The sequence below is a fragment of the Streptomyces sp. NPDC002577 genome, from assembly GCF_053594815.1.
Window position 1 is genome coordinate 120,643 of the sequence record NZ_JBSFWK010000016.1, and the last position, 19,506, is coordinate 140,148.

At 68.3% G+C, this 19,506-nt stretch carries 17 protein-coding genes, 1 tRNA gene and 1 pseudogene; 7 read left to right on the forward strand and 12 right to left on the reverse strand.

The features are described from left to right. Positions 1-33: 33 nt before the first annotated feature. Together ACWD4J_RS21915 and ACWD4J_RS21920 are read left to right on the forward strand one after the other, a co-directional pair. Positions 34-1,038, forward strand: a complete 1,005-nt coding sequence (locus ACWD4J_RS21915) for an NAD(P)-dependent oxidoreductase (RefSeq protein ID WP_451397076.1) — start codon at positions 34-36, stop codon at positions 1,036-1,038. After that, positions 1,035-2,522, forward strand: a complete 1,488-nt coding sequence (locus tag ACWD4J_RS21920) for a GntT/GntP/DsdX family permease (RefSeq protein ID WP_451397077.1) — start codon at positions 1,035-1,037, stop codon at positions 2,520-2,522. Before ACWD4J_RS21915 ends, ACWD4J_RS21920 begins: the two co-directional genes overlap by 4 nt. A 77-nt stretch (positions 2,523-2,599) precedes the next feature. On the opposite strand, the gene ACWD4J_RS21925 is transcribed toward ACWD4J_RS21920, so the two are convergent. The 7 genes from ACWD4J_RS21925 to ACWD4J_RS21955 form a co-directional block, all read right to left on the reverse strand. Further along, a complete protein-coding gene (locus ACWD4J_RS21925; RefSeq protein WP_451397078.1) occupies positions 2,600-3,328 on the reverse strand; it encodes a hypothetical protein in 729 nt (242 codons plus the stop codon). Then, positions 3,325-3,771 carry an acyl-CoA thioesterase gene (locus ACWD4J_RS21930; protein ID WP_451397079.1) on the reverse strand — a complete coding sequence of 149 codons (447 nt, stop codon included), beginning with the start codon at positions 3,769-3,771 and terminating at the stop codon, positions 3,325-3,327. Before ACWD4J_RS21930 ends, ACWD4J_RS21925 begins: the two co-directional genes overlap by 4 nt. 7 nt (positions 3,772-3,778) lie before the next feature. Then, the gene (gene ettA, locus ACWD4J_RS21935; RefSeq protein ID WP_451397080.1) at positions 3,779-5,443 is read right to left on the reverse strand and encodes an energy-dependent translational throttle protein EttA; all 1,665 of its coding nucleotides are present in this window, start codon (positions 5,441-5,443) and stop codon (positions 3,779-3,781) included. A 231-nt stretch (positions 5,444-5,674) separates the two neighbouring features. Further along, complete coding sequence (locus ACWD4J_RS21940) at positions 5,675-7,099, reverse strand: TQXA domain-containing protein (RefSeq protein WP_451397081.1); 1,425 nt, start codon at positions 7,097-7,099, stop codon at positions 5,675-5,677. Positions 7,100-7,307: 208 nt separating this feature from the next. After that, positions 7,308-7,835, reverse strand: coding sequence for a single-stranded DNA-binding protein (locus ACWD4J_RS21945; RefSeq protein ID WP_451397082.1), 528 nt, complete (start codon positions 7,833-7,835; stop codon positions 7,308-7,310). 74 nt (positions 7,836-7,909) lie between these two features. Further along, complete coding sequence (locus ACWD4J_RS21950) at positions 7,910-9,727, reverse strand: GTP-binding protein (RefSeq protein ID WP_451397083.1); 1,818 nt, start codon at positions 9,725-9,727, stop codon at positions 7,910-7,912. 176 nt (positions 9,728-9,903) lie between these two features. Further along, positions 9,904-11,538 carry a dynamin family protein gene (locus tag ACWD4J_RS21955; RefSeq protein WP_451397084.1) on the reverse strand — a complete coding sequence of 545 codons (1,635 nt, stop codon included), beginning with the start codon at positions 11,536-11,538 and terminating at the stop codon, positions 9,904-9,906. A 307-nt stretch (positions 11,539-11,845) separates the two neighbouring features. On the opposite strand from ACWD4J_RS21955, the gene ACWD4J_RS21960 reads away from it, so the two are divergent. The 4 genes and pseudogenes from ACWD4J_RS21960 to ACWD4J_RS21975 form a co-directional block, all read left to right on the forward strand. Continuing rightward, positions 11,846-11,918 (forward strand) — tRNA-Arg (locus ACWD4J_RS21960). A 640-nt stretch (positions 11,919-12,558) separates the two neighbouring features. After that, positions 12,559-12,882, forward strand: a complete 324-nt coding sequence (locus ACWD4J_RS21965) for a hypothetical protein (protein WP_451397085.1) — start codon at positions 12,559-12,561, stop codon at positions 12,880-12,882. 65 nt (positions 12,883-12,947) lie between these two features. Further along, positions 12,948-14,318 (forward strand): hypothetical protein, encoded by a 1,371-nt coding sequence (locus ACWD4J_RS21970; RefSeq protein ID WP_451397086.1) that lies wholly within the window; start codon positions 12,948-12,950, stop codon positions 14,316-14,318. A gap of 140 nt (positions 14,319-14,458) precedes the next feature. Then, positions 14,459-14,717: pseudogene (locus ACWD4J_RS21975) on the forward strand (transposase); the annotation flags it as partial. A 73-nt stretch (positions 14,718-14,790) separates the two neighbouring features. On the opposite strand, the gene ACWD4J_RS21980 reads toward ACWD4J_RS21975, so the two are convergent. The 3 genes from ACWD4J_RS21980 to ACWD4J_RS21990 form a co-directional block, all read right to left on the reverse strand. Further along, entirely contained in the window at positions 14,791-15,075 is a 285-nt protein-coding gene (locus ACWD4J_RS21980; RefSeq protein ID WP_451397087.1) for a hypothetical protein, read from the reverse strand. Between the two features lie 307 nt (positions 15,076-15,382). After that, positions 15,383-15,817 (reverse strand): zinc-binding dehydrogenase, encoded by a 435-nt coding sequence (locus ACWD4J_RS21985; protein WP_451397088.1) that lies wholly within the window; start codon positions 15,815-15,817, stop codon positions 15,383-15,385. 177 nt (positions 15,818-15,994) lie between these two features. Further along, positions 15,995-16,306, reverse strand: a complete 312-nt coding sequence (locus ACWD4J_RS21990; protein ID WP_451397089.1) for a DUF6059 family protein — start codon at positions 16,304-16,306, stop codon at positions 15,995-15,997. Positions 16,307-16,981: 675 nt separating this feature from the next. Here ACWD4J_RS21990 and chvE point away from each other — a divergent pair. Then, entirely contained in the window at positions 16,982-18,073 is a 1,092-nt protein-coding gene (gene chvE, locus ACWD4J_RS21995; RefSeq protein ID WP_451397090.1) for a multiple monosaccharide ABC transporter substrate-binding protein, read from the forward strand. 137 nt (positions 18,074-18,210) lie between these two features. Here chvE and ACWD4J_RS22000 read toward each other — a convergent pair whose 3' ends face one another. Together ACWD4J_RS22000 and ACWD4J_RS22005 are read right to left on the reverse strand one after the other, a co-directional pair. Beyond that, positions 18,211-18,918, reverse strand: a complete 708-nt coding sequence (locus ACWD4J_RS22000) for a class F sortase (protein ID WP_451397091.1) — start codon at positions 18,916-18,918, stop codon at positions 18,211-18,213. Positions 18,919-19,070: 152 nt separating this feature from the next. Next, the coding region (locus ACWD4J_RS22005; RefSeq protein ID WP_451397092.1) for a hypothetical protein at positions 19,071-19,506 on the reverse strand (436 nt) is incomplete at its 5' end.

Sequence of the window (19,506 nt, forward strand, 5' to 3'; positions counted from 1 at the left end):
CCCCCGTCCCCGTCCCCGAAGGGCACCCCAAAAATGACCCCCGCTCCCCATCCCCGCACAGCCGTAATCGGCCTGGGCGCCATGGGCCTCCCCATGGCCCGCCGCCTCGCCGCCCACCTCCCCGTATCCGTCTACGACATCGCCCCCGACCGCCGCGCCCTGATCGCGGCCGACGGCGGCACCGACGCCGCATCCCCCGCCGAGGCCGCCCGCGAAGCCGACGTGGTCCTGCTCGCCGTACGCGACCAGGCACAGGTGGAGGGCGCCCTGTTCGGCGAGGACGGTGCGGCGGCGACGCTCCGCCCAGGCGCCGTAGTCGTCCTGACCAGCACCGTCGGCCCGGACGCGGCCCGCGCCACCGCGAACCTCCTCGCTGGGCAAGGCGTCCTCACGGTCGACGCCCCCGTCAGCGGCGGCCCCGTCCGCGCCGGCAACGGCGACCTGCTGATCGTCGTCGGCGCCGAGGACAAGGCGCTCGCCACCGCCCGGCCGGTCCTGGACCTGCTCGCCTCCACCCTCACCGTCGTGGGCCCCCGCCCCGGCGACGGCCAGGCGCTCAAGGCGATCAACCAGCTGCTCGCGGGCGTGCACATCGCGGCCGCCGCCGAGGCCATCGCCCTCGCGCGCGGCCTCGGGCTGGAGCCGGCCGCGGTCGTGGAGAGCCTGCGGCACGGCGCCGCCGGGTCGTTCATGTTCGCCGACCGCGGGCCTCGCATGGTCGAGACGTACGAGGACGGCCCGGACCCCGAGGTGAAGTCCAGGCTCGACATCTTCGTCAAGGACATGGGCATCGTCACGGGCATCGCGAAGGACGTCCGCGTGCCGGTGCCTCTCGCGGCCGCAGCACAGCAGCTCTATCTGCTCGGCGAGCGCGCGGGTCTCGGCGCCCACGACGACTCGTCCGTGGTCACCGTCCTGTCCCCGAAGGACACCGCCGCGACCCCCGACAGTCCCACCCCCGCCGCCGCGAAGAACGTCGGCACCACCGACTCCGCCGACACCGCCACCACCCCGATCAGAAACGGAGCAGTCCGATGAGTCACAGCACCCTTCTCCTGATAGCCGTCGTCGGCGTCGCCACGCTCCTTCTGCTCATCCTTCGTGCCAAGGTCCAGCCGTTCGTCGCCCTGGTCGTCGTCTCCATCGGTGTCGCGCTCGCCGCGGGCGTGCCGGCCGCCGACCTGGTGAAGACCATCGAGGAGGGCATGGGCTCCACCCTCGGCCACATCGCGACCATCATCGCGCTGGGCGCGATGATCGGCCGGATCATCGAACTCTCCGGCGGCGCCCGGTCGTTCGCGCACTCCCTCATCGACAGGTTCGGCTCCAAGCGCACTCCGCTCGCCCTGACCGTCGCCGGGTTCGTCCTCGGTATCCCGGTCTTCTTCGAGGTGGGTCTGATCATCCTGATGCCCATCGCGTACGGAGTCGCGCGGGCATCGCGCAAGCCGCTGCTCGTCTACGCACTGCCGATGGGCGCCGCAATGCTCACCGTGCACGCCTTCCTGCCGCCGCACCCGGGAGCCGTCGCCGTGAGCGAGGCGATCGGCGCCGACCAGGGCCTGGTGCTGCTGATGGGCATCCCGATCACGGCGGTCGTGATCCTGCTCGGCTACCTGGTGTCGCGTCGTATGACCCGCCGCGAGTACCCGATGGATCCCGCCGTGTACGCCGAGGTGTACGGGGAGCAGGCGAACGCCGAGGACACCTCCGGGCCCGCTCAGGCATCCGGACCGGCTCAGGCCTCCGGCCCGGCGTCGGCGCCGTCGGACGACGGCCACGGGACCGCCGTGCTCACCAAGCCATCGTCCCCGGCGGCCGTGGGCTCGCCGGCGGCAGACGTCCGCCCCGCGCCGTCCTTCGGCATGGTCCTGACGCTGATCGTCACCCCGATCCTGCTGATCCTCCTCGGCACGATCGGCCAGAACGTCCTCGCCGACGGCAGCGTGCTGCGCGCCGTGCTCACCGTGCTCGGCGCCCCGATGGTCGCACTGCTGATCGACGTCGCCCTGTGTGCGTACTTCCTGGGCGCGCGCCGCGGCTGGGACCGCACCCACATCGCGAGCGTGATGGGTTCCGCCCTGCCGTCCGTGGCGATGGTGATCCTGGTGGCGGGCGCGGGTGGCGTCTTCGGCAAAGTCCTGGTGGCGAGCGGCATCGGCGACGCGATCGCCGACGTACTGGAGAAGACCGGCCTTCCCGCTCTCTTCCTCGCCTTCCTGATGGCGCTCACACTGCGTGCCGCGCAGGGTTCGACGACGGTGGCGCTGATCACCACGGCGGGCATCCTCACCCCGCTCCTCCAGCGGGCCGACCTGTCCACCGGCCAGCTGTCGCTGGTGGCTCTGGCGATGGGCGCGGGCGGCCTCGCCGTCTCACACATCAACGACGCGGGCTACTGGATGTTCACGAAGCTCGCCGGCCTCGACGTGGCCAGTGGTCTGCGCACCTGGACCGTGCTCACCACGACGATGGGCCTGATCGGCTTCGGCCTCACCGCCGCGCTCTGGCCTCTGGTGTAGGACCACTGGTGTAGAACCGCTGGTCTGGGAAGCGGGGCGGTCAGCGGGCGCGAAGCGACCCGCGGCCGCACCGCGAGTCAGCGCACGCTGACGCTGAGCGCCCCGAGTCCCGCCCTGCGCACCGCGATCGACCCGTACGGCGTACGCAGCCTCAACCATGCGCCCGACGAAAGCAGCGCCAACTGCTGCGCCTCGTCGGGCGCTGCCGCTGCCGGAGCCCCGGCGGCCGCAGTGGCCCGGACGGGACGCAGGAAGCCCAGCGCCTGCGCGGCATGGGCGGCCCGCACCGGCAGGGGCGTGTCGCCCAGCGGCCGCGACCAGATCGCACGGCCGATACGTTCGAGTTCGGTGCGCGTCCGCTGCTCGGGCACCAACTCCTCCACGCGGGACCGGAATTCGGCGACCGCACCAGCCACCGTGGAGCGGATGGCGTCCGGCGCGGGCAGCCCCGGCTCCTGCCGCCAGCCGCCGCGGGGCGGGAGGAGACCCGCCCAGGGCGGGCCGGTGACGCTCACCGGAACCCTGGCGGTGCCGGTCTCCTCGTCCACGGATTCGAGGAGTTCGCCCGCCGAGACGGTGGCGTCGAGCGTGGCGTCGCCGCCGTCCTCGTACGGCTGCGCGAGCCGCGCCGTGCGGATCGCGAGGACCTCGAACGACGGCGGCTGCCCGAAGACCGCGAGCATGGTGCCGGACGCCTGGAGGCGGACGGCGGCCACGCGGTCGTAGTGGATCAGCCGGGCCAGGAAGGCGGCCAGGTCCGCCGCCTCCCCGGCATCGGCGAAGTGCAGCATCGGTCGCGCCGTCATGCGGCGAGCGCCTCCGACTTCTCGCCCTGCTTCTTCCCGTCCTCCAGGTACTCCTGCAGGTACGCCTTCTCCTCGGCGGTGATCCGCCGCGGACGCTGCTCCTGGAGGTTGTACGGCACGACGATCGTCGACGCCCGTACGTAGACCTGGTCGGGGTCCTTGACCTCGTACGCGATGGTGAGCGACGCGGCGTTGATCTTCGTCACCCACGACTCGACGGTCACCGGCTCGTGCCGGTGCACCAGCGGCCGCACATAGTCGATCTCGTGGCGTGCGACCACGGAGCCTCCCGAGAAGGAGGGACTGCCGTCCCCCGGCGCCAGCCGGAACATGAAGTCGATCCGGGCCTCCTCCAGATAGCGGAGGAAGACCACGTTGTTGACGTGCCCGAAGGCGTCCATGTCCGACCAGCGCAGGGGGCAGCTGTAGATGTGACGGGCCACTGGCGCCTCAGCCTCGCGTCAGCTTCTTGTAGGTGGCGCGGTGCGGACGGGCGGCGTCCGGACCGAGCCGCTCGATCTTGTTCTTCTCGTACGACTCGAAGTTGCCCTCGAACCAGAACCACTTCGAGTTGCCCTCGTAGGCGAGGATGTGCGTCGCCACGCGGTCCAGGAACCACCGGTCGTGGGAGACGACGACCGCGCAGCCCGGGAACTCGAGCAGCGCGTTCTCCAGCGAGGACAGCGTCTCGACGTCGAGGTCGTTGGTCGGCTCGTCGAGGAGCAGCAGGTTGCCGCCCTGCTTGAGGGTGAGCGCCAGGTTGAGGCGGTTGCGCTCACCGCCGGAGAGGACCCCGGCCGGCTTCTGCTGGTCCGGGCCCTTGAAGCCGAACGCCGACACATACGCCCGGGACGGCATCTCGACGTGTCCGACGTTGATGTAGTCCAGCTCGTCGGAGACGACGGCCCACAGCGTCTTCTTCGGGTCGATGTTCGCGCGGGACTGGTCGACGTAGGAGATCTTGACCGTCTCGCCGACCTTGATCGAACCGGTGTCCGGCTCCTCGAGGCCCTGGATCATCTTGAACAGCGTGGTCTTGCCGGCGCCGTTCGGGCCGATGACACCGACAATGCCGTTGCGCGGCAGCGTGAAGCTGAGGTCGTCGATAAGAAGCTTCTCGCCGAAGCCCTTGCTGAGGTTGTTGACCTCGACGACGACGTTGCCCAGACGCGGGCCCGGCGGGATCTGGATCTCCTCGAAGTCCAGCTTCCGCATCTTGTCGGCCTCGGCGGCCATCTCCTCGTAGCGAGCCAGACGCGCCTTGGACTTGGCCTGCCGGCCCTTGGCGTTCGAGCGGACCCACTCGAGCTCTTCCTTGAGGCGCTTCTGCCGCTTGGCGTCCTTCTGGCCCTCGACCTTGAGGCGGGTGGCCTTGGTCTCCAGGTACTTCGAGTAGTTGCCCTCGTAGCCGTGGAGGCGGCCGCGGTCCACCTCGCAGATCCACCCGGCGACGTTGTCCAGGAAGTACCGGTCGTGGGTGACCGCGACGACGGTGCCCGGGTACTTGGCCAGGTGCTGCTCCAGCCAGTTCACCGACTCGGCGTCGAGGTGGTTGGTGGGCTCGTCGAGGAGCAGCAGGTCGGGCTGCTCGAGGAGCAGCTTGCACAGGGCGACGCGGCGCTTCTCACCACCGGAGAGGTTGGTGACCTGCCAGTCGCCGGGCGGGCAGCCCAGTGCGTCCATGGCCTGCTCCAGCTGGGAGTCCAGGTCCCACGCGTTGGCGTGGTCGAGGTCCTCCTGGAGCTTGCCCATCTCCTCCATCAGCTCGTCGGTGTACTCGACCGCCATCTGCTCGGCGATCTCGTTGAACCGGTCGAGCTTGCCCTTGATCTCGGCGACACCCTCCTGGACGTTCTCCAGGACGGTCTTCGTCTCGTTGAGCGGGGGCTCCTGCAGCAGGATGCCGACGCTGTAACCGGGCGACAGGAAGGCGTCGCCGTTCGACGGCTGCTCCAGTCCTGCCATGATCTTCAGCACGGTCGACTTACCGGCGCCGTTCGGTCCGACCACACCGATCTTTGCGCCAGGCAGGAAGCTCAGGGTGACGTCGTCGAGGATCACCTTGTCGCCGTGCGCCTTGCGCGCCTTGCGCATGGTGTAAATGAACTCAGCCAAGAGAAACCGTCCGGCATCTGAATCTGGGAGTGGGCAGATACACCCATCTTGCCGTACTGCCATCGCTGGACGGAAACCGGATACGCCGGGCCGGGCGTCCGATATCCCCGGACCCCGGCGCCCAGGGGGCACGCCGCGGTCCGGGGGGTACGGCACGTCACCCAGGGTCGCCCGGCCCTCACGTCATGTTCAGACCCGGGTTCACCCGCCGGATCACCCGGTTCACCCGGTTCACCCGTCGGATCGCTCGTCCGTTTGCTCTTCGGTCGTCGGGGTCTTCTTCCTCCCGACCAGGAACACCGCCGCGCCGCCGACCATGACCAGGGCCACCGCTATGGCCGCGATCACCGGCGTGGCGTTGGAGGTGCCGGTCTCCGCGAGGTCGCTGCCTCCGGAGGTGCCGCCGGCCGAGGCCGGGCTGGGCACGGAGTCCACCTGCACCGTGTCATCGCCCGCAGCGCTCTCGGTCCGGCAGTCCAGCACGCCCGTGATCCGCTTCTCGAGGCCGTTCGGCCCCTTGATCGTGAAGTCGTACGCCTGGTCCTCCTGCAGCGGTACAGTCACCGTCTGCGACCGCCCCGCCGCAATGCTGTGCTCGATGCCGGCCAGCTCGAAGGTGAAGGCGTCGTCGCCCTGGTTGGTCACCGTGATGTCCACGCCGCTCTTCGCGCAGTTCTTCTCGGCCGAGACCGCCGGTATCGCGCCCGTCTTCGCCCAGTCGGCGGTCGCCGTGGCGGAGACCGTCGACTCACTGGAGCCGGCGAGAATCTGCGTCTGGCTACGGGTCTCGGAGGCGAAGGCGCGGCCGACCGGCACGGTGGTGGACGCCTGCACCTGCAGTTCGGCCGAGCCGTCGGGAGCACCCTTGGGGACCTCGAAGTACAGCTCGGTGCCGTCGGACGCCGACGTGACGGGCTTGCCGTTCTTGTCGACGACCTTCACACCGCTCGTGGCGGAGTCCGCCGGCGGGGTCACGCCGACCCGGCTTGCGTTGGTCCGCACGGTGACCGGGCCGAGCCTGTCACCGGGATGCCCGGAGACGGCCGGCGGGTCGAGGGTCAGCGAGGCCTTCGGCTCCGGGAGGTTGCGCGCGCTCTTCTGCAGATAGTCCGCCAGCTTCTCGGCGTCCCGGTCGACCGCGTTCACGTCCGCGTCGTCCGAGAACCGCCAGATCGCGACCTGCGTACCGGCGGCCGCGTCCTGCTCGCTGAGGCTCCGCGCCCCGGCCTTCCTGGCCAGTTCGGCCAGGTTGTTGACCTGCGGGTAGGAGTTCTGCAGGATCCAGCGGATCCTGCCCGCGTCCGGGTTGTCGCCCAGCGACGTGCCGCTCCAGGGGGTCTCCTGGTACTTGGCGTCCTTCTGCGTGGGGTTCTGGATGTCTATGCAGTACGTCTGCAGGGTGCCGCCGCCGTCGACGGACATCTCGAAGAGGCCCGCGGGAACCTGTTGTTCTTCCTGCCCTTCGCCGTCGGCGTGGATGACCGCCTGGCCGTAGATCTTCAGCCCGCTCAGGCTGGCCGTAGCACCGCCCTTGTGCTGCGGGACGTCGTCCGCGACGGCCGGGGCCGCCGCCACGAGGGCGCCGGCGGCGACGAGACCCGGCACGAGGGCCGCGGTGGCGAGGCGGACGAGACCTCGCCTATGGACAGAGAACACAGAAAACACGGAATTCCCCTTCAGGCGGGACCCGTTGACATGGGGGGTTGGTCCCGCCAGCAGAATCAAATGCCCCGTGGGCTATGCCGGGCATCCTATGAACGCGGTGCACCATGATCCTCAGTCGTTTCATCGGATAACCGATCCGACTCGGAATCGTTATCGCCGCCCGGGCGGCTCCACGCCCGTGACCCGGACTCATGTGACGTTATGTCACTGTCACTGGCTGCGGCGGTAGTTGAGGATCTGTCTCGAAGACTGGCTCGCGTGCGGGCGCCGCAGCAGTGCCCCCGCCGAAGTCCGGCTCGCCCACGCCCGGTCCCTGACTGCGCTCGCTCCCCGGCGCCGTCTCACCCCGTGCCGTCTGCGCTGTCGCTCGTTTCGCCCCGCGGCGGAAGGACGAGGTCCCGCGCGACATGTCGTGTCCGATGGCCAGCGCGTCGATGTCGGCCGACATCCACGGCTGTCCGCCCCGCTCCTCGTGGCGCACCCTCAGCCTGCCCTGCACGATGACGGGGTCGCCGACGGACACGGACGCCATCGCATTGGCGGCGAGCGACCGCCAGGCGCACACCGTGAAGAAGTTGGTGTGCCCGTCGACCCAGGTCTCCTTCACACGGTCCCGGTGGCGTGCCGTCACCGCCAGCCGGAAGCGCGCCACCGACCCGGTCGGCAACTCCCGGAACACCGGTGTCGTCGCCACGTTCCCCACCACGGTCACCATGGTCTCGTTCATTGCGGTCCCCTCCCTGTGCGTGTCCGACCCCGTCAGAGTGCCTCCGCCGGAACGGGCTCGCTGAGACCTGTGGGTTACCGACTGGTTGTGGACAACTTCGTCACCCCTCCGGCGCGACCGACCCCGATCACATCCACGTACTTCTCGCGCACCTCCTGGTACCGCAGCAGCTCGGCCGCCACCGGATCCAGCACGCGAGCCCTGCCGCAGGCGGCCGCTGCCTCCCTCAGGCGCCGTTCCGCCTCGTCTCCGTACCGGCGCGCCGGCCCGCGTACCGCCACCCCGGAGGCCCGTTCGACGCACGGGCCGCCCACGATGCCCGCCGACATGAGCAGCACCGGCACGCCCAGGTTGGGCGGGCAGACCCCGATGACCTGGGCCAGCAGCCACAGCCCGCCGATGATCTGGACGATGGTCATCGACGCCTGGGCCAGCACGGCAAGCAGCCACCAGCCGGGCCGCGGCGGCCGCTGCCCCGCAGGCGCTCCGGCCGTCACGGCCACCTCGTCGAGCGCTTCCGGCAGCCCCTGCGCGCCGCGTGCGGCGGCCTCGCGTACGGCCTGTGCCCAGGGCGCGGGCAGCCCGTGCGCCGCCTTGTCCGCCACGGTGCGTACCGCCTGCTCGACGCGCTGGCGGGCCGCCGCCTCCTCGTCCACCGGCGCCGGGGGGCCGGGCCGGGGCCGCAGCGCCACAGGTGCGTTCCGGGCCTGATGCCACCGCCACAGTCGCAGCCACGGTGATCCGCACGCCTTGTTGGCGTGGCGGGTCCAGGCCCGCTCCGCGGTCTCCCCGGCGGCCGTGGCGCCCACCGCCTCCGCGAGCTCGCCGGAGAACTCCTCGCGTGCGGCCTCGGTGAGCCCGGTGCGGCGCTCGGCGGCGTAGAGGGGCCGCAGGCGTGCCGCCGCGGCGTCCAGGTCCGCGGAGATACGCCGGACGGGGGCGCCCCGTTCCATCACGAACTGGTCGAGCGCGTCGCGCAGTTCGCCGACCCCCTCGCCCGTCAGCGCGGACAGCGCAAGCACCGTCGCGCCGGGCTCGCCGTACTCCCCGAGCGCGATGCCGTCCTCGTCGAGCAGCCGCCGCAGATCGTCGAGCACCTGGTCGGCGGCGTCGCCCGGCAGCCGGTCCACCTGGTTGAGCACGACGAAGGTGACCTCCGCGTGCCCGGCCAGGGGCCGCAGATAGCGCTCGTGCAGCATGGCGTCCGCGTACTTCTCGGGGTCGACGACCCAGATCACCGCGTCGACGAGGTTGAGGATGCGGTCGACCTGTTCGCGGTGGGCGGCGACGGCCGAGTCGTGGTCGGGCAGATCGATCAGGACGAGGCCGCGCAGCTGCGCCTCCCCGTCCGGGCTCTGCGCGGGCCTGCGGCGCAGCCGCATGGGGATGCCGAGCCTGTCGAGGAGGCCTGCCGCACCGTCCGTCCAGCTGCACGCGACGGGGGCCGCGGTGGTCGGCCTGCGCACCCCGGCCTCGGAGATGGCCACCCCGGCGAGTGCGTTGAACAGCGACGACTTTCCGCTGCCGGTGGCCCCTGCGATGGCGACCACGGTGTGCTCGTCGGACAGCCTGCGCCGGGCGGCTGCCTCGTCCAGGACGCGGCCCGCCTCGGCGAGCGTCTTTCTGTCGAGCCGGGTGCGGGACAGTCCGATGAGCTCGCGCAGTGAGTCGAGCCGGGGCCGCAGCTCCGTGTCGTACATGGAGCCGCCCGTCGCGTCGGAACCGCGACCGTGGGCGGCCTGGTTCCCTTCGTCTCCGCCGTTCGGATCGCCGGGACCGCCCGCTTCGGACGCTCGCCGCGCGATCAGCCCGTCGTCCCAGGCGCCGTCGGTTTCCCCGTCCGGCCGCCGGCCGGCGCGCGCCTCGCCGCCTTGGCCGCCGTCGCCCTTCACGCGCGCGTGTTTGGTGTCGCCACCGGACCCTCGGGACGCACGGCTCACACTCGGTTCGCCGTCCGGTCCTGATGTGCCGGATCCCGCGGTGCCGGACGGGCCCGAGCCGCGAGCCCCGCCAGACCCGCCTGTCGGATCCGAGTGATCTTTGTGGTCAGTGACAGCGGTCACCGCGGTCACCTCTCCTTCTGCATGACGGACAGCGCAGCGATGAGTTCGGCCTGGGGTTCGGGGTGCACTCCGAGGGCGTCGAGCGGGGCGAGTCGCCGTTCGCGCTCGACCCTGAGCACCTTGTCCAGACAGCCGGTGAGCATGTTCCCGCCCCGGTCGCGCAGCCGGAGCGCGCCTTGTACGCCGAGGCGCTCGGCCAGGTTCTCGCCCGCAGAGCGGGCGCGCCGTCCGCCCAGCAGCGCGGTGGCGAGCAGAGCGGCGACGACGTCCGGGTCCGGTGTGCCGCCACGTGGCGTAAGCCGCACCTCGTTCGAGTCGTCGAGGGCACGGACTTCGTCCTCCGCATACTCCTCGAGGACGCGCCGCCATCGCCGTACGGCCATGCCGATCCGGTGTTCGGCGCTCTCCACGCCCTGGGTACGGACCGTCAGCCCCGGAGCCAGGCCGCCGGGTTCGTGCCGCCACGCCTCGTCGACGCGCTCGTCGGCCGTCGCCACCGCGTTCAGCAGCAGCGTCACCAGGCTCTCGACGAGCGCGTCGAGCAGTTCCTCCGGGCTGCAGTCCAGCGGGTAGCTCCGCCAGCGCTTGAGGGCGTCCCCCGCGAGCACGGCCCCGGCCTGCAGACGGCTGAGCACGCGCGCGTGCTCTTCTTCGTACGCCTCGTCGACGGCGGCGGTGAGCCGGAGTGCGGCCGCGTGCTGCGCGGCGACGGCTCCGGCGAGCTCGGGTGTCCGTGCGCGCAGCGAGTTCATGACACCGTTGGCGGTACGGACGATGGCCTGGCGGCGGGCTCCCATGTCGTGCGCGCGGTGGGTCAGCCAGGCGCGCAGCGGCGCCACGGCGGTGCTGGGCAGCAGCCCGCCGCTCCCCGCGGACTCGGGCAGCTCGGGCACGGTGAACCGCGGCGCGTCGCCGAGGCCCGCCTTCGTGAGCAGCGCCGCGTACTGCCGGGACACCTCCGTGGCGACCTGGTGCGGCACCCGGTCGAGCACGGTGACGAGCGTCACATTGTGCTCCTTGGCGGTACGCAGCAGGTACCAGGGCACGGCGTCGGCGTACCGGGCGGCGGTGGTGACCATGACCCACACGTCGGCGGCGCAGATCAGCTCGGCGGCGAGGATCCGGTTCTCGGCCACGAGGGAGTCGACATCGGGCGCGTCGAGGAGCGCGAGACCGGGTGGCAGGGTGTCGGCGGTCTCGATCCGCAGCGCCCGCCCACCGGGCCTGAGGAGCGGGCGCCTGCCCCGCCACGCCTCCTGTTTCGGCGCCAGTACGCGCGCGAGGCGCGGCAGTACGCGCTTCCCGCTGAACCAGTGCTGATCGTCCGGATGGCATACCAGCACCGGGGTACGCGTCGTCGGCCGCAGCACCCCCGCTTCGGTGACCTGACGCCCCACGAGGGAGTTGACGAGAGTCGATTTGCCGGCCCCGGTGGATCCGCCGATCACCGCGAGCAGCGGCGCTTCGGGTTCCTTCAGCCGGGGCACCAGGTAGTCGTCGAGCTGCGCGAGCAGTTCGTCCCGGTTGGCACGCGCGCGTGCCGCGCCCGCCACAGGCAGCGGAAAGCGCGCAGCGGCGACACGGTCACGCAGGACAGAGAGCGCGTCGAGCAGCTGAGGCCGTACGTCGAAGGTCACCACATGCGAAGAATGCCCAATTTTGGAGCCTTTCTGAAGCATATGGGTGCTTCTGCGCGCCGATCAGACACGCGGGACGGAAGGGGCCAGTGAGGTAGAGGCATAACGAGTGCACAACACCCGGGGCGCGAGACGCCAAAAGCGATGCAGGATTCGTACCTGCCTGCGATTATCGGGACCGCTTCACTGAACCTCCACATCGAACCACGGAGGAGAAGCACGAGAGACAAGGATCCAGGAGCCCTATCCTTGTCCCCGGCAAGGTCACGGATCAGCCCACCCAGGGCCCCAGGCCACCGGCCACCACCCGGCCCCCGTAGCTCAGTGGATAGAGCAGGCGCCTTCTAAGCGCTTGGCCGCAGGTTCGAGTCCTGCCGGGGGCGCACTGTCTCCGCCCTCCTTCGGGAGGGCGTTTTCGCTGTTCAGGGCAGGTGCAGCCCTACGCAGAAGAGCGCCGGACCATCCCCTAGTGATCGCGGGGAGGGTCCGGCGCTGTCCGGCTGTCACTGGGTTACTGCGGGTGGCTGCGGTGAATACGCGGGGAAGTTCTCCCGAGCCGGCAGGGCCGGCTACCGATCGGCTGGCACTTCCCCCTCCCGGCCGGTGCAGCGCAGCCACTCGTTGTAGCGCCACCTGAGGGCTGGGTGCGGCAGCCGGTTGCCCTTACGGGCATCGGAGGTACCGCCGTCAGCGTCGCCTCGGAGGTACGCCGCCTCAACCATCTGCGATACCTCTCTCCCCAAGAGGAAGCAACGGGGGCCTGACGAAAGACGGTCAGCTTCCCGGTTAGGAAGCGCAGGGCTGAACTGGACAGATCGAGTCCCGACGGGGAGAAACACACGAAAACTGGACGGACAGGTTGATATTGGGTGCTCTCCCCGCATCCAACCCTCACGTTGACTCGCCTGCCGATCAGCCGGGTTGAAAACGACTCAGTCAACTCAAGTGCCCCCCTTTAGCAAGCCGTTGCCCTCTAAGATGGGGTAGTCAAGCTCGCGGTGGCCGACCTGACTTGGAGATGACTTGACCGAGATTAACCAGATCAAGATCACCGGCGAGATCTCAAATATCAGAATGCTACTAGACGATCTGGAAGGAGCCCCTCAATTCTCCACAGCTTGCAAGGCTCAGATTAAACGCGTCGAAGAGCAGCAGCACCAGCTGGGAAGTTCCCCCCTTGCGACTCTGATGATCGACCTTTCTGTTGGCCTGGCAGGCAACGCCCTTTATGACCTTATTAAATACGGGGTTTCGGCTGCCCGCAGGCGCGGTAGCGTTACGACCGAGGGGCTAGACACGCTGGGTGATAGCACCGGCGAGGCCGAAGAAATCGCCCCTACATCGTGACGTTCCGGGCTCCCATTTTATCGGCCGGCTCATGCGGATGGCATCTGGACCTCCGAAGCCACATCATGTTCAGCCCCACCAAGTATCTCGGCGAGCCCGATGCTCGGGAATTTTGGCAAGCTACACTCCAGCACGAAGTTGGGCACTGGATCCGCTACCAAACATCCACCATTGGGCTGCTTCTGACCCTGCTGCAACGTGCAAGGGCGCTAACTTCTCAACGCGCAATCAACGGCTTACCTAATCGCATTCGCAGTCAAATTCTAGAACGGATGCGTAGCGGTCTTCCGTTGTGGACTTTTGAGCGCGCTTACGACCCCGATCTCGCAGGGGAAGACTTCGGCGTGCTAGGTCAATCTTGGCTCGACCTCTACGTCACCTATCAAATGCTCTTCGACATCTCCGACGTGACTTTCCGTTGGCACCTAAACGAGGCCGTACGTAGCGCCCTCTCGGACGCCTGGAGAGCGGCTGCGTCCTTCAAGGGGATGGTGCCTCACCCCGGGAATGATGTGGCTGACCACGTCTTCCAGGATGGAGTGAGGGGCGTTGAAATTGACGGGTACCGGATTACGACGCGGTCACTCTGGGAAAGCGCATCCACCTTGGACGAAGTTCGCACAACCTGGCAAATTTCCCCTGACTCCCAGGAACAACTGCTCAGGATGGCCACTTACAAAATGGATGAGCCGGAGTACGGTGGCCCCTGGAACGTGGCGAACAAGATGTGCACGGGGGGCACAACGCCCACAATGTTCCTGATTGCCGTCCACATTGCCACCAACCCCCCGCTCCCTTTTCTAGACGGAAAAACCACAAAAATTCACTGGGCCGACCTATATCCCCCTATCCGGTTCCTGAAAATCTACAACACTATCCGCAAGCACATGTACCTGCACGACGCTTTGGAGATGCACCGAGAAGACGATATTCGCCACATCATAGAGGAGATTTCCAAAAAATCCGGCATCCGGCATGCTGGCCTTTCTGGTCAAGAATTCCCGGATCTCTCCTCGAACCCAGGAGCAACCCAACCTCTAGTTGGTGATCTAAATCTTGTAATCAAGAGCGGCCTTTATTTGCGGCATCACTGGAAAGACTCTCCTGTGCGCTTCATCAAGCCCTCAATCACCCCACTTTACGCCACACCCAAAGGATCTCTAAATGAGAGTGAAATCGAAAAAATTACACTCATAGAGAGCGCCGCAACACCCCCCGTCGCCTGCTGGGCCGGCGAAGTCCGAGAAACCGGTGGAATTTTCTCTCAGTGGGGAGAGCCATACCTTCAAAGCGTATGGGCCCATAACGCTCTCGACAATCTCATCTTGGGACACGGTGCAGATATTCAGGATTTCCTCCCTGAAGGGTTCGCGGAAGAGAACCCGTTCGAGACATTCCGTGATCTATATTTCGGTGATTTCCTAGTCTCATGGTGAGGGAGAAAAACCCCGCCAGTTGACCTTAAGACGCCCATTTTTATGGCTGGTCTACTCGTTGGACTGAGCACGGCGAGTCTTGTCGAGCGTCTGGTGCCGGATGAGCTGTGGGTGTTGTTCCGGCGAGTTGTGCCACAGCCAAGCTGCACGCCGACAAGGGCTACGACTACGACCACCTGCGGAGATGGCTCCGTCAGCGCGGCATCCGACATCGCATCGGCCGCAAGGGAATCGATTCCTCGGAGCGACTGGGCCGTCGCCGCTGGGTCGTCGAGCGGACCGTCCTGGCTGGCCGGCTGTCGACGCCTGCACCGCCGCTACGAACGCAAGGCTGAGCACTTACTCGCCTTTGTCGGCACAGCCGGACCCCTCATCGGCTACCGCAGAATCACCAACTGAAACAGCGTCCAACAACAGCACTGACACTGGTGCCGCGCTGGGCAAGCCTTGCCCAGCGCGGCACCGAATCCACTCAGCCGGCAATCTCGGGTAGGTCCCCGCGGGCCAGGATCCGCTCTTTGAGGTCCCGGAGCTGCCCGGAGATGCACCGGGCATAGATGGCCAGCAGTACGGGAACGCTGGTTCCCGCCCAGTCGGCCACCTGCGCCGGCGGGATGCCGTCATTGAGCCAGTTGGTCAGGCAGGTGTGCCGCAGGTCGTACACCCGCTTGCCGAGCGGCGACGCGAACTCCTCCGGGGAGAGCACTTCCCCGCGGGCAGTCCGCCAAGCCCGGCGGATGACCGAACCGGCGAGCATGCCGCCCTTCTCGCCCTGGAACAGCAGGTCCCCCCGGCTTCAGGTTCTCTGACTTGATGTGCTCGCGCAGGATGCGCGTCAGCGAGGGGTGCCCCGGCACGACACGGGTGTCGTCCGAGGCCCGTCCCTTTAGCCCGCGCTCTTCGTGGATCTCGCCGTCATTAGTCCAGTTCTTCCCGACCTCCGGCTGAGCCGTGTGGAACAACAGCTCACACCACTGGTCTTCGGCGCCCTCGCCGGGCAGATGAACGTCTGCAACGTGCATCTGATCTACGAGGACGGAAGGACCGATCGCTGTCCCGAGTCATTACGGACGAACGCGGATGATCGGCTTCCCCTTGCGTCGCTCAGTCGGGTTGAGGGCCGCGACGGCATCGTCGAGGGTCGCGACGTTGCCGATGTTCGTCCGCAGCCGTCCGTCTCGCGCCCGCTGGACGATCTCACCCAGTTGGGCGCGATCGGACTCGACGACGAAGTCGATCGCCTGGCCGTGGGCAGGCCGCGCCTCGGGCGGCCCAACGACGGTCACCAGTGTTCCTCCGGCCCGGATCAGGCGGGCGGATCGCTTCTGGATGTCTCCGCCGATGACGTCGAAGACCAGGTCGACGCCGCCGATGTCTTCCAGGGTGTCGTTGTCGAGGTCGACGAACTCCATCGCGCCGAAGTCGAGTGCCTTCTGACGGTCGGCAGCGCGTCCGGTGCCGATGACGTAGGCGCCGAACTCACGGGCGAGCTGAGTCACCGTCGACCCGACTGAGCCGGCCGCACCGTGCACTAGGACGCTCTGCCCCACCTGGAGGTGGCCGTGCTAGAAGCGCTCAGGCCCGAACGCCTTCTCAGTGCTTGGCCGCAGGTTCGAGTCCTGCCGGCGGCGCTTCGTCTGTTCGTAGGCCGGTCTGGCCCTGACGTGGCACTCCTGTCAGGTGTCAGGTTCGGGTTCAGGTTCGGCAGAGAGACCCGCCCAGATGCCGGCCTCTTCGGGGGACAGAGGCGTGTGAGGGCACAGCCGTTCCGGGTGCCCCTCGGGCGGAGCGTCGCGCGTGCGCCGTGGTGGTTCCGGCGAGGGGGCCGAGGGCGCTTCGGGTGGTGGCGGGTGCACCCACATGGAGCCCGCCGCCTGCAGTCCCTCGTAGAACAGCGCGAAGAAGCGCTTCCCGCAGAGGATCATCCCCCGGGAGAGGGCGGCGAGGAGGTCGCGGCCGGCTCCGGCGGCCCTGTCTCCTGCCGGCATGGCGTTCCCCTCCCCGGCAGGGCCCCAGCAGCCGCCGTGCGGAGGCGCCGATGATCTCCGTGGTGTCGGTCAGGCCGCAAAAGTACAACGGGTTGAGGAAGCCGGCCGCGTGCGACATGAGGAGGCGGCAGCGTCGGCCGAACAGAGCCGCCCGGCTCTGGCATCGGTGGAACAGGGCCTCAACTGCCGGCCCTGCCCACCGAGCGCACGACCCGGAAGCGCGCCGTCCGGCGAACCTTCCGTCCGGTCGGTTTGGTGACGTATACGGAGGCCATGGAGGGGGCTGTGGTGAATGTGTGTGCCTGAGGTAGGCTGCCCGGCACTCCACACCCGAGGGCCGCGTCAGCGGGGCACGGTCAACCCCGACCCCGTCACTGTGCGGTATCGGTCGAGTGCCGGCTTGACGCACACACCGTCCGGTCCGACGCTCCAGCGCCTCACCGAGATCCGGTGGGACGGCCGCCCTGGATGGCTCCCCGCATCCAGGCACCGGTCACAGGGGCGACGATCACCGGGCGCACGAGCCGCATGCGCCGATCCGGTACGACGGCGGTCCTCCGGCGCGGGGACTCAGCACGGCCCTGCCCCGAACTCCCCGAACTGCCGAACCCCCCGCCGAACCCCCCGCACAGCCACGCTCGACAACTGCCTCTCAATTTGTAAGGGACGATCAGCATGCGCGCCCGCTCTCCGCTCGCTGCGGCCATCGCCGCGTCGGTTCTCTCCCTGACCCTCACCGCCTGCGGCTCGGACGGCGGAGCATCCAGCAGCGAGGGCGCGACCGTCGGCATAGCGATGCCCACGAAGACGTCGCAGCGGTGGATAGACGACGGCAACAACATGGTCAGCGAGCTCAAGGACTACGGCTACGAGAGCAAGCTGAGGTACGCCGACAACGATCCGAAGACCCAGGTCGCGCAGATCGAGTCGATGATCGACCAGGGTGTGGACGCCCTCGTGATCGCCTCGGTCGACGGGCGTTCGCTGACCGACGTCCTGAAGAAGGCCGCCGCCGCCAACATCCCCGTCATCGCCTACGACCGGCTGATCCTGGGCACCCCCGACGTCGACTACTACGCCTCCTTCGACAACGAGCAGGTCGGCGAACTCCAGGCGACGTACATCACGGAGCACCTCGGACTGGTCAACGGCAGCGCGAAGGGCCCGCTCAACATCGAGCTGTTCGCCGGCTCCCCCGACGACAACAACGCCCGTTTCTTCTGGAACGGTTCGATGCGCATCCTGAAGCAATACATCGACGACAAGGAACTCGTCGTGAAGTCCGGCGAGACCGAGTACAAGAAGGTCACCACCCTCCGCTGGGACGGCGCCACCGCGCAGAAACGTATGACCCAGGTGCTCCGCTCGTCGTACACCAACGCCCGCGTGGACGCCGTCCTCTCGCCGTACGACGGCATGTCCATCGGCATCATCAACGCGCTGAAGAGGCAGGGTTACGGAACCGCCGCCAAGCCCCTGCCCATCGTCACGGGCCAGGACGCCGAGACGCCCTCGGTCAAGTCCATCAAGGACGGGGAGCAGTCCCAGACCGTCTACAAGGACACCCGCGACCTCGCCCTCGTCGCCGCGAGCATGGTCAACGCGGTGCTCCACCACCGCAATCCGATGATCAACGACAACACGTCGTACAACAACGGGAAGAAGGTCGTCCCGGCGTACCTGATCAAGCCGGTGAGCGTCGACAAGGACAACTACAAGGACGTGCTCATCGATTCGGGCTACATCGACGCGAGCGACCTCAAGTGACCGCCGCCGAGTGACCGACTTCGAGTGACCGCCGCCGAGCAGTCGGCGGCGTGTGTCCCTCGAGCGGGTCGTGCGCCGGTGCCCGCCGGAGATCCGGCGGGCACCCGTGTCCGAGAAGGCCTGGAACCGGTCGCGGTTCAGGCCTTTTTCTTGACCGAGTCGAGGTGGGCGAACGCGACCACGTTGTCCTCGTAGTCCTGGGCGACCCTGTTGTACTCGCCTCCGCAGGTGATGAGGCGCAGCTCCGGGTCGGGGGTGTCGTCGTAGACGCGGTCGTTGGGAAACTCCGCCTTGCTGAAGGTCTCTACGGAGTCGACCTTGAAGTGCGCGACGCTGCCGTCCGCGCGGGTGATGTCGACCCGGTTTCCGGCCTTGAGCTCGCTGAGCCCGAGGAACACCGCCGGACCGGTCTTGGTGTCGACGTGGCCCACGACGATCGCCGCGCCCGGCTCACCGGGGGACGCACCGCCCTTGTACCAGCCGACGAGGTTGTCGTTGTTCACGGGCGGCGGGTTGAGCCGCCCGTCGGCGGCGAGGGTCAGCGAGGTGAACGGCGCATCGACGGAGATCGCCGGGATCGAGATCCGCGTGGGCACCGAGCGAGGCAGTACGGGACCGGTGGCGGAGGGACTCGGTCGCGGTGTGCGGGACGGGCTGGGGGTGGCAGAGGCGATCACCGAGGGCCGTGCCTGCGGCTTCAGATCTGCGGGTGCTTCAAAGGAGTTGTGGATGAGCAGAGCACCCAGCACCACAGCTGCTGCCGGCCACACCATGGCGCGGGCGAGGGTACGGGACGAGGGCGCTGTCCGGGGCTTGTTCGGCTCGGGCGACTGCGGGGCGGCCATGGAACTGTGCCTTTCATGAACGGGCGGTGATGCGGGGGCCGCGAGAGCGGTCCGAGTGAAAAGCCGCGGCCGCGGCCGCCCTCCGAGGGCGACCGCGACAGCGCAGCGACTGGCGAGGGTGCCTGAATCAGGGCCTATGGCCTGAATCAGGCCTATGCGACACCCGAGGCGTTGCGGCGCCGCAGGATGTACGTGCCGGCGCCGATGCCGGCGAGCAGCAGCGCGGAACCCGCGGCGATGCTGCTTCCGGACTGAGCGAGACCGCCGCCACCGGCGTGGACTCCGCCCTTGGGCCTGTGGTCCTTCTCCTTGCCGTAGCCCCCCTTGCCGTAGTCGTCTTCCTTCTTTCCGTGGTCGCCCTTGTTGCCGTAGTCGTCGTTGCCGTAGTCGTCCTTCTTGTTGTCGCCCTTGCCGTTGTCGTCCTTCTTGTCGTAGTAGTCGTCGTCTCCGGCGCGGGTCAGGGCCAGAGCGCCACCACCGGCGTGGATGCCGCCCTTGGGCCTGTAGTGGTCCTTCTCCTTGCCGTAGCCCCCCTTGCCGTAGTCGTCTTCCTTCTTGCCGTGGTCGCCCTTGTTGCCGTAGTCGTCG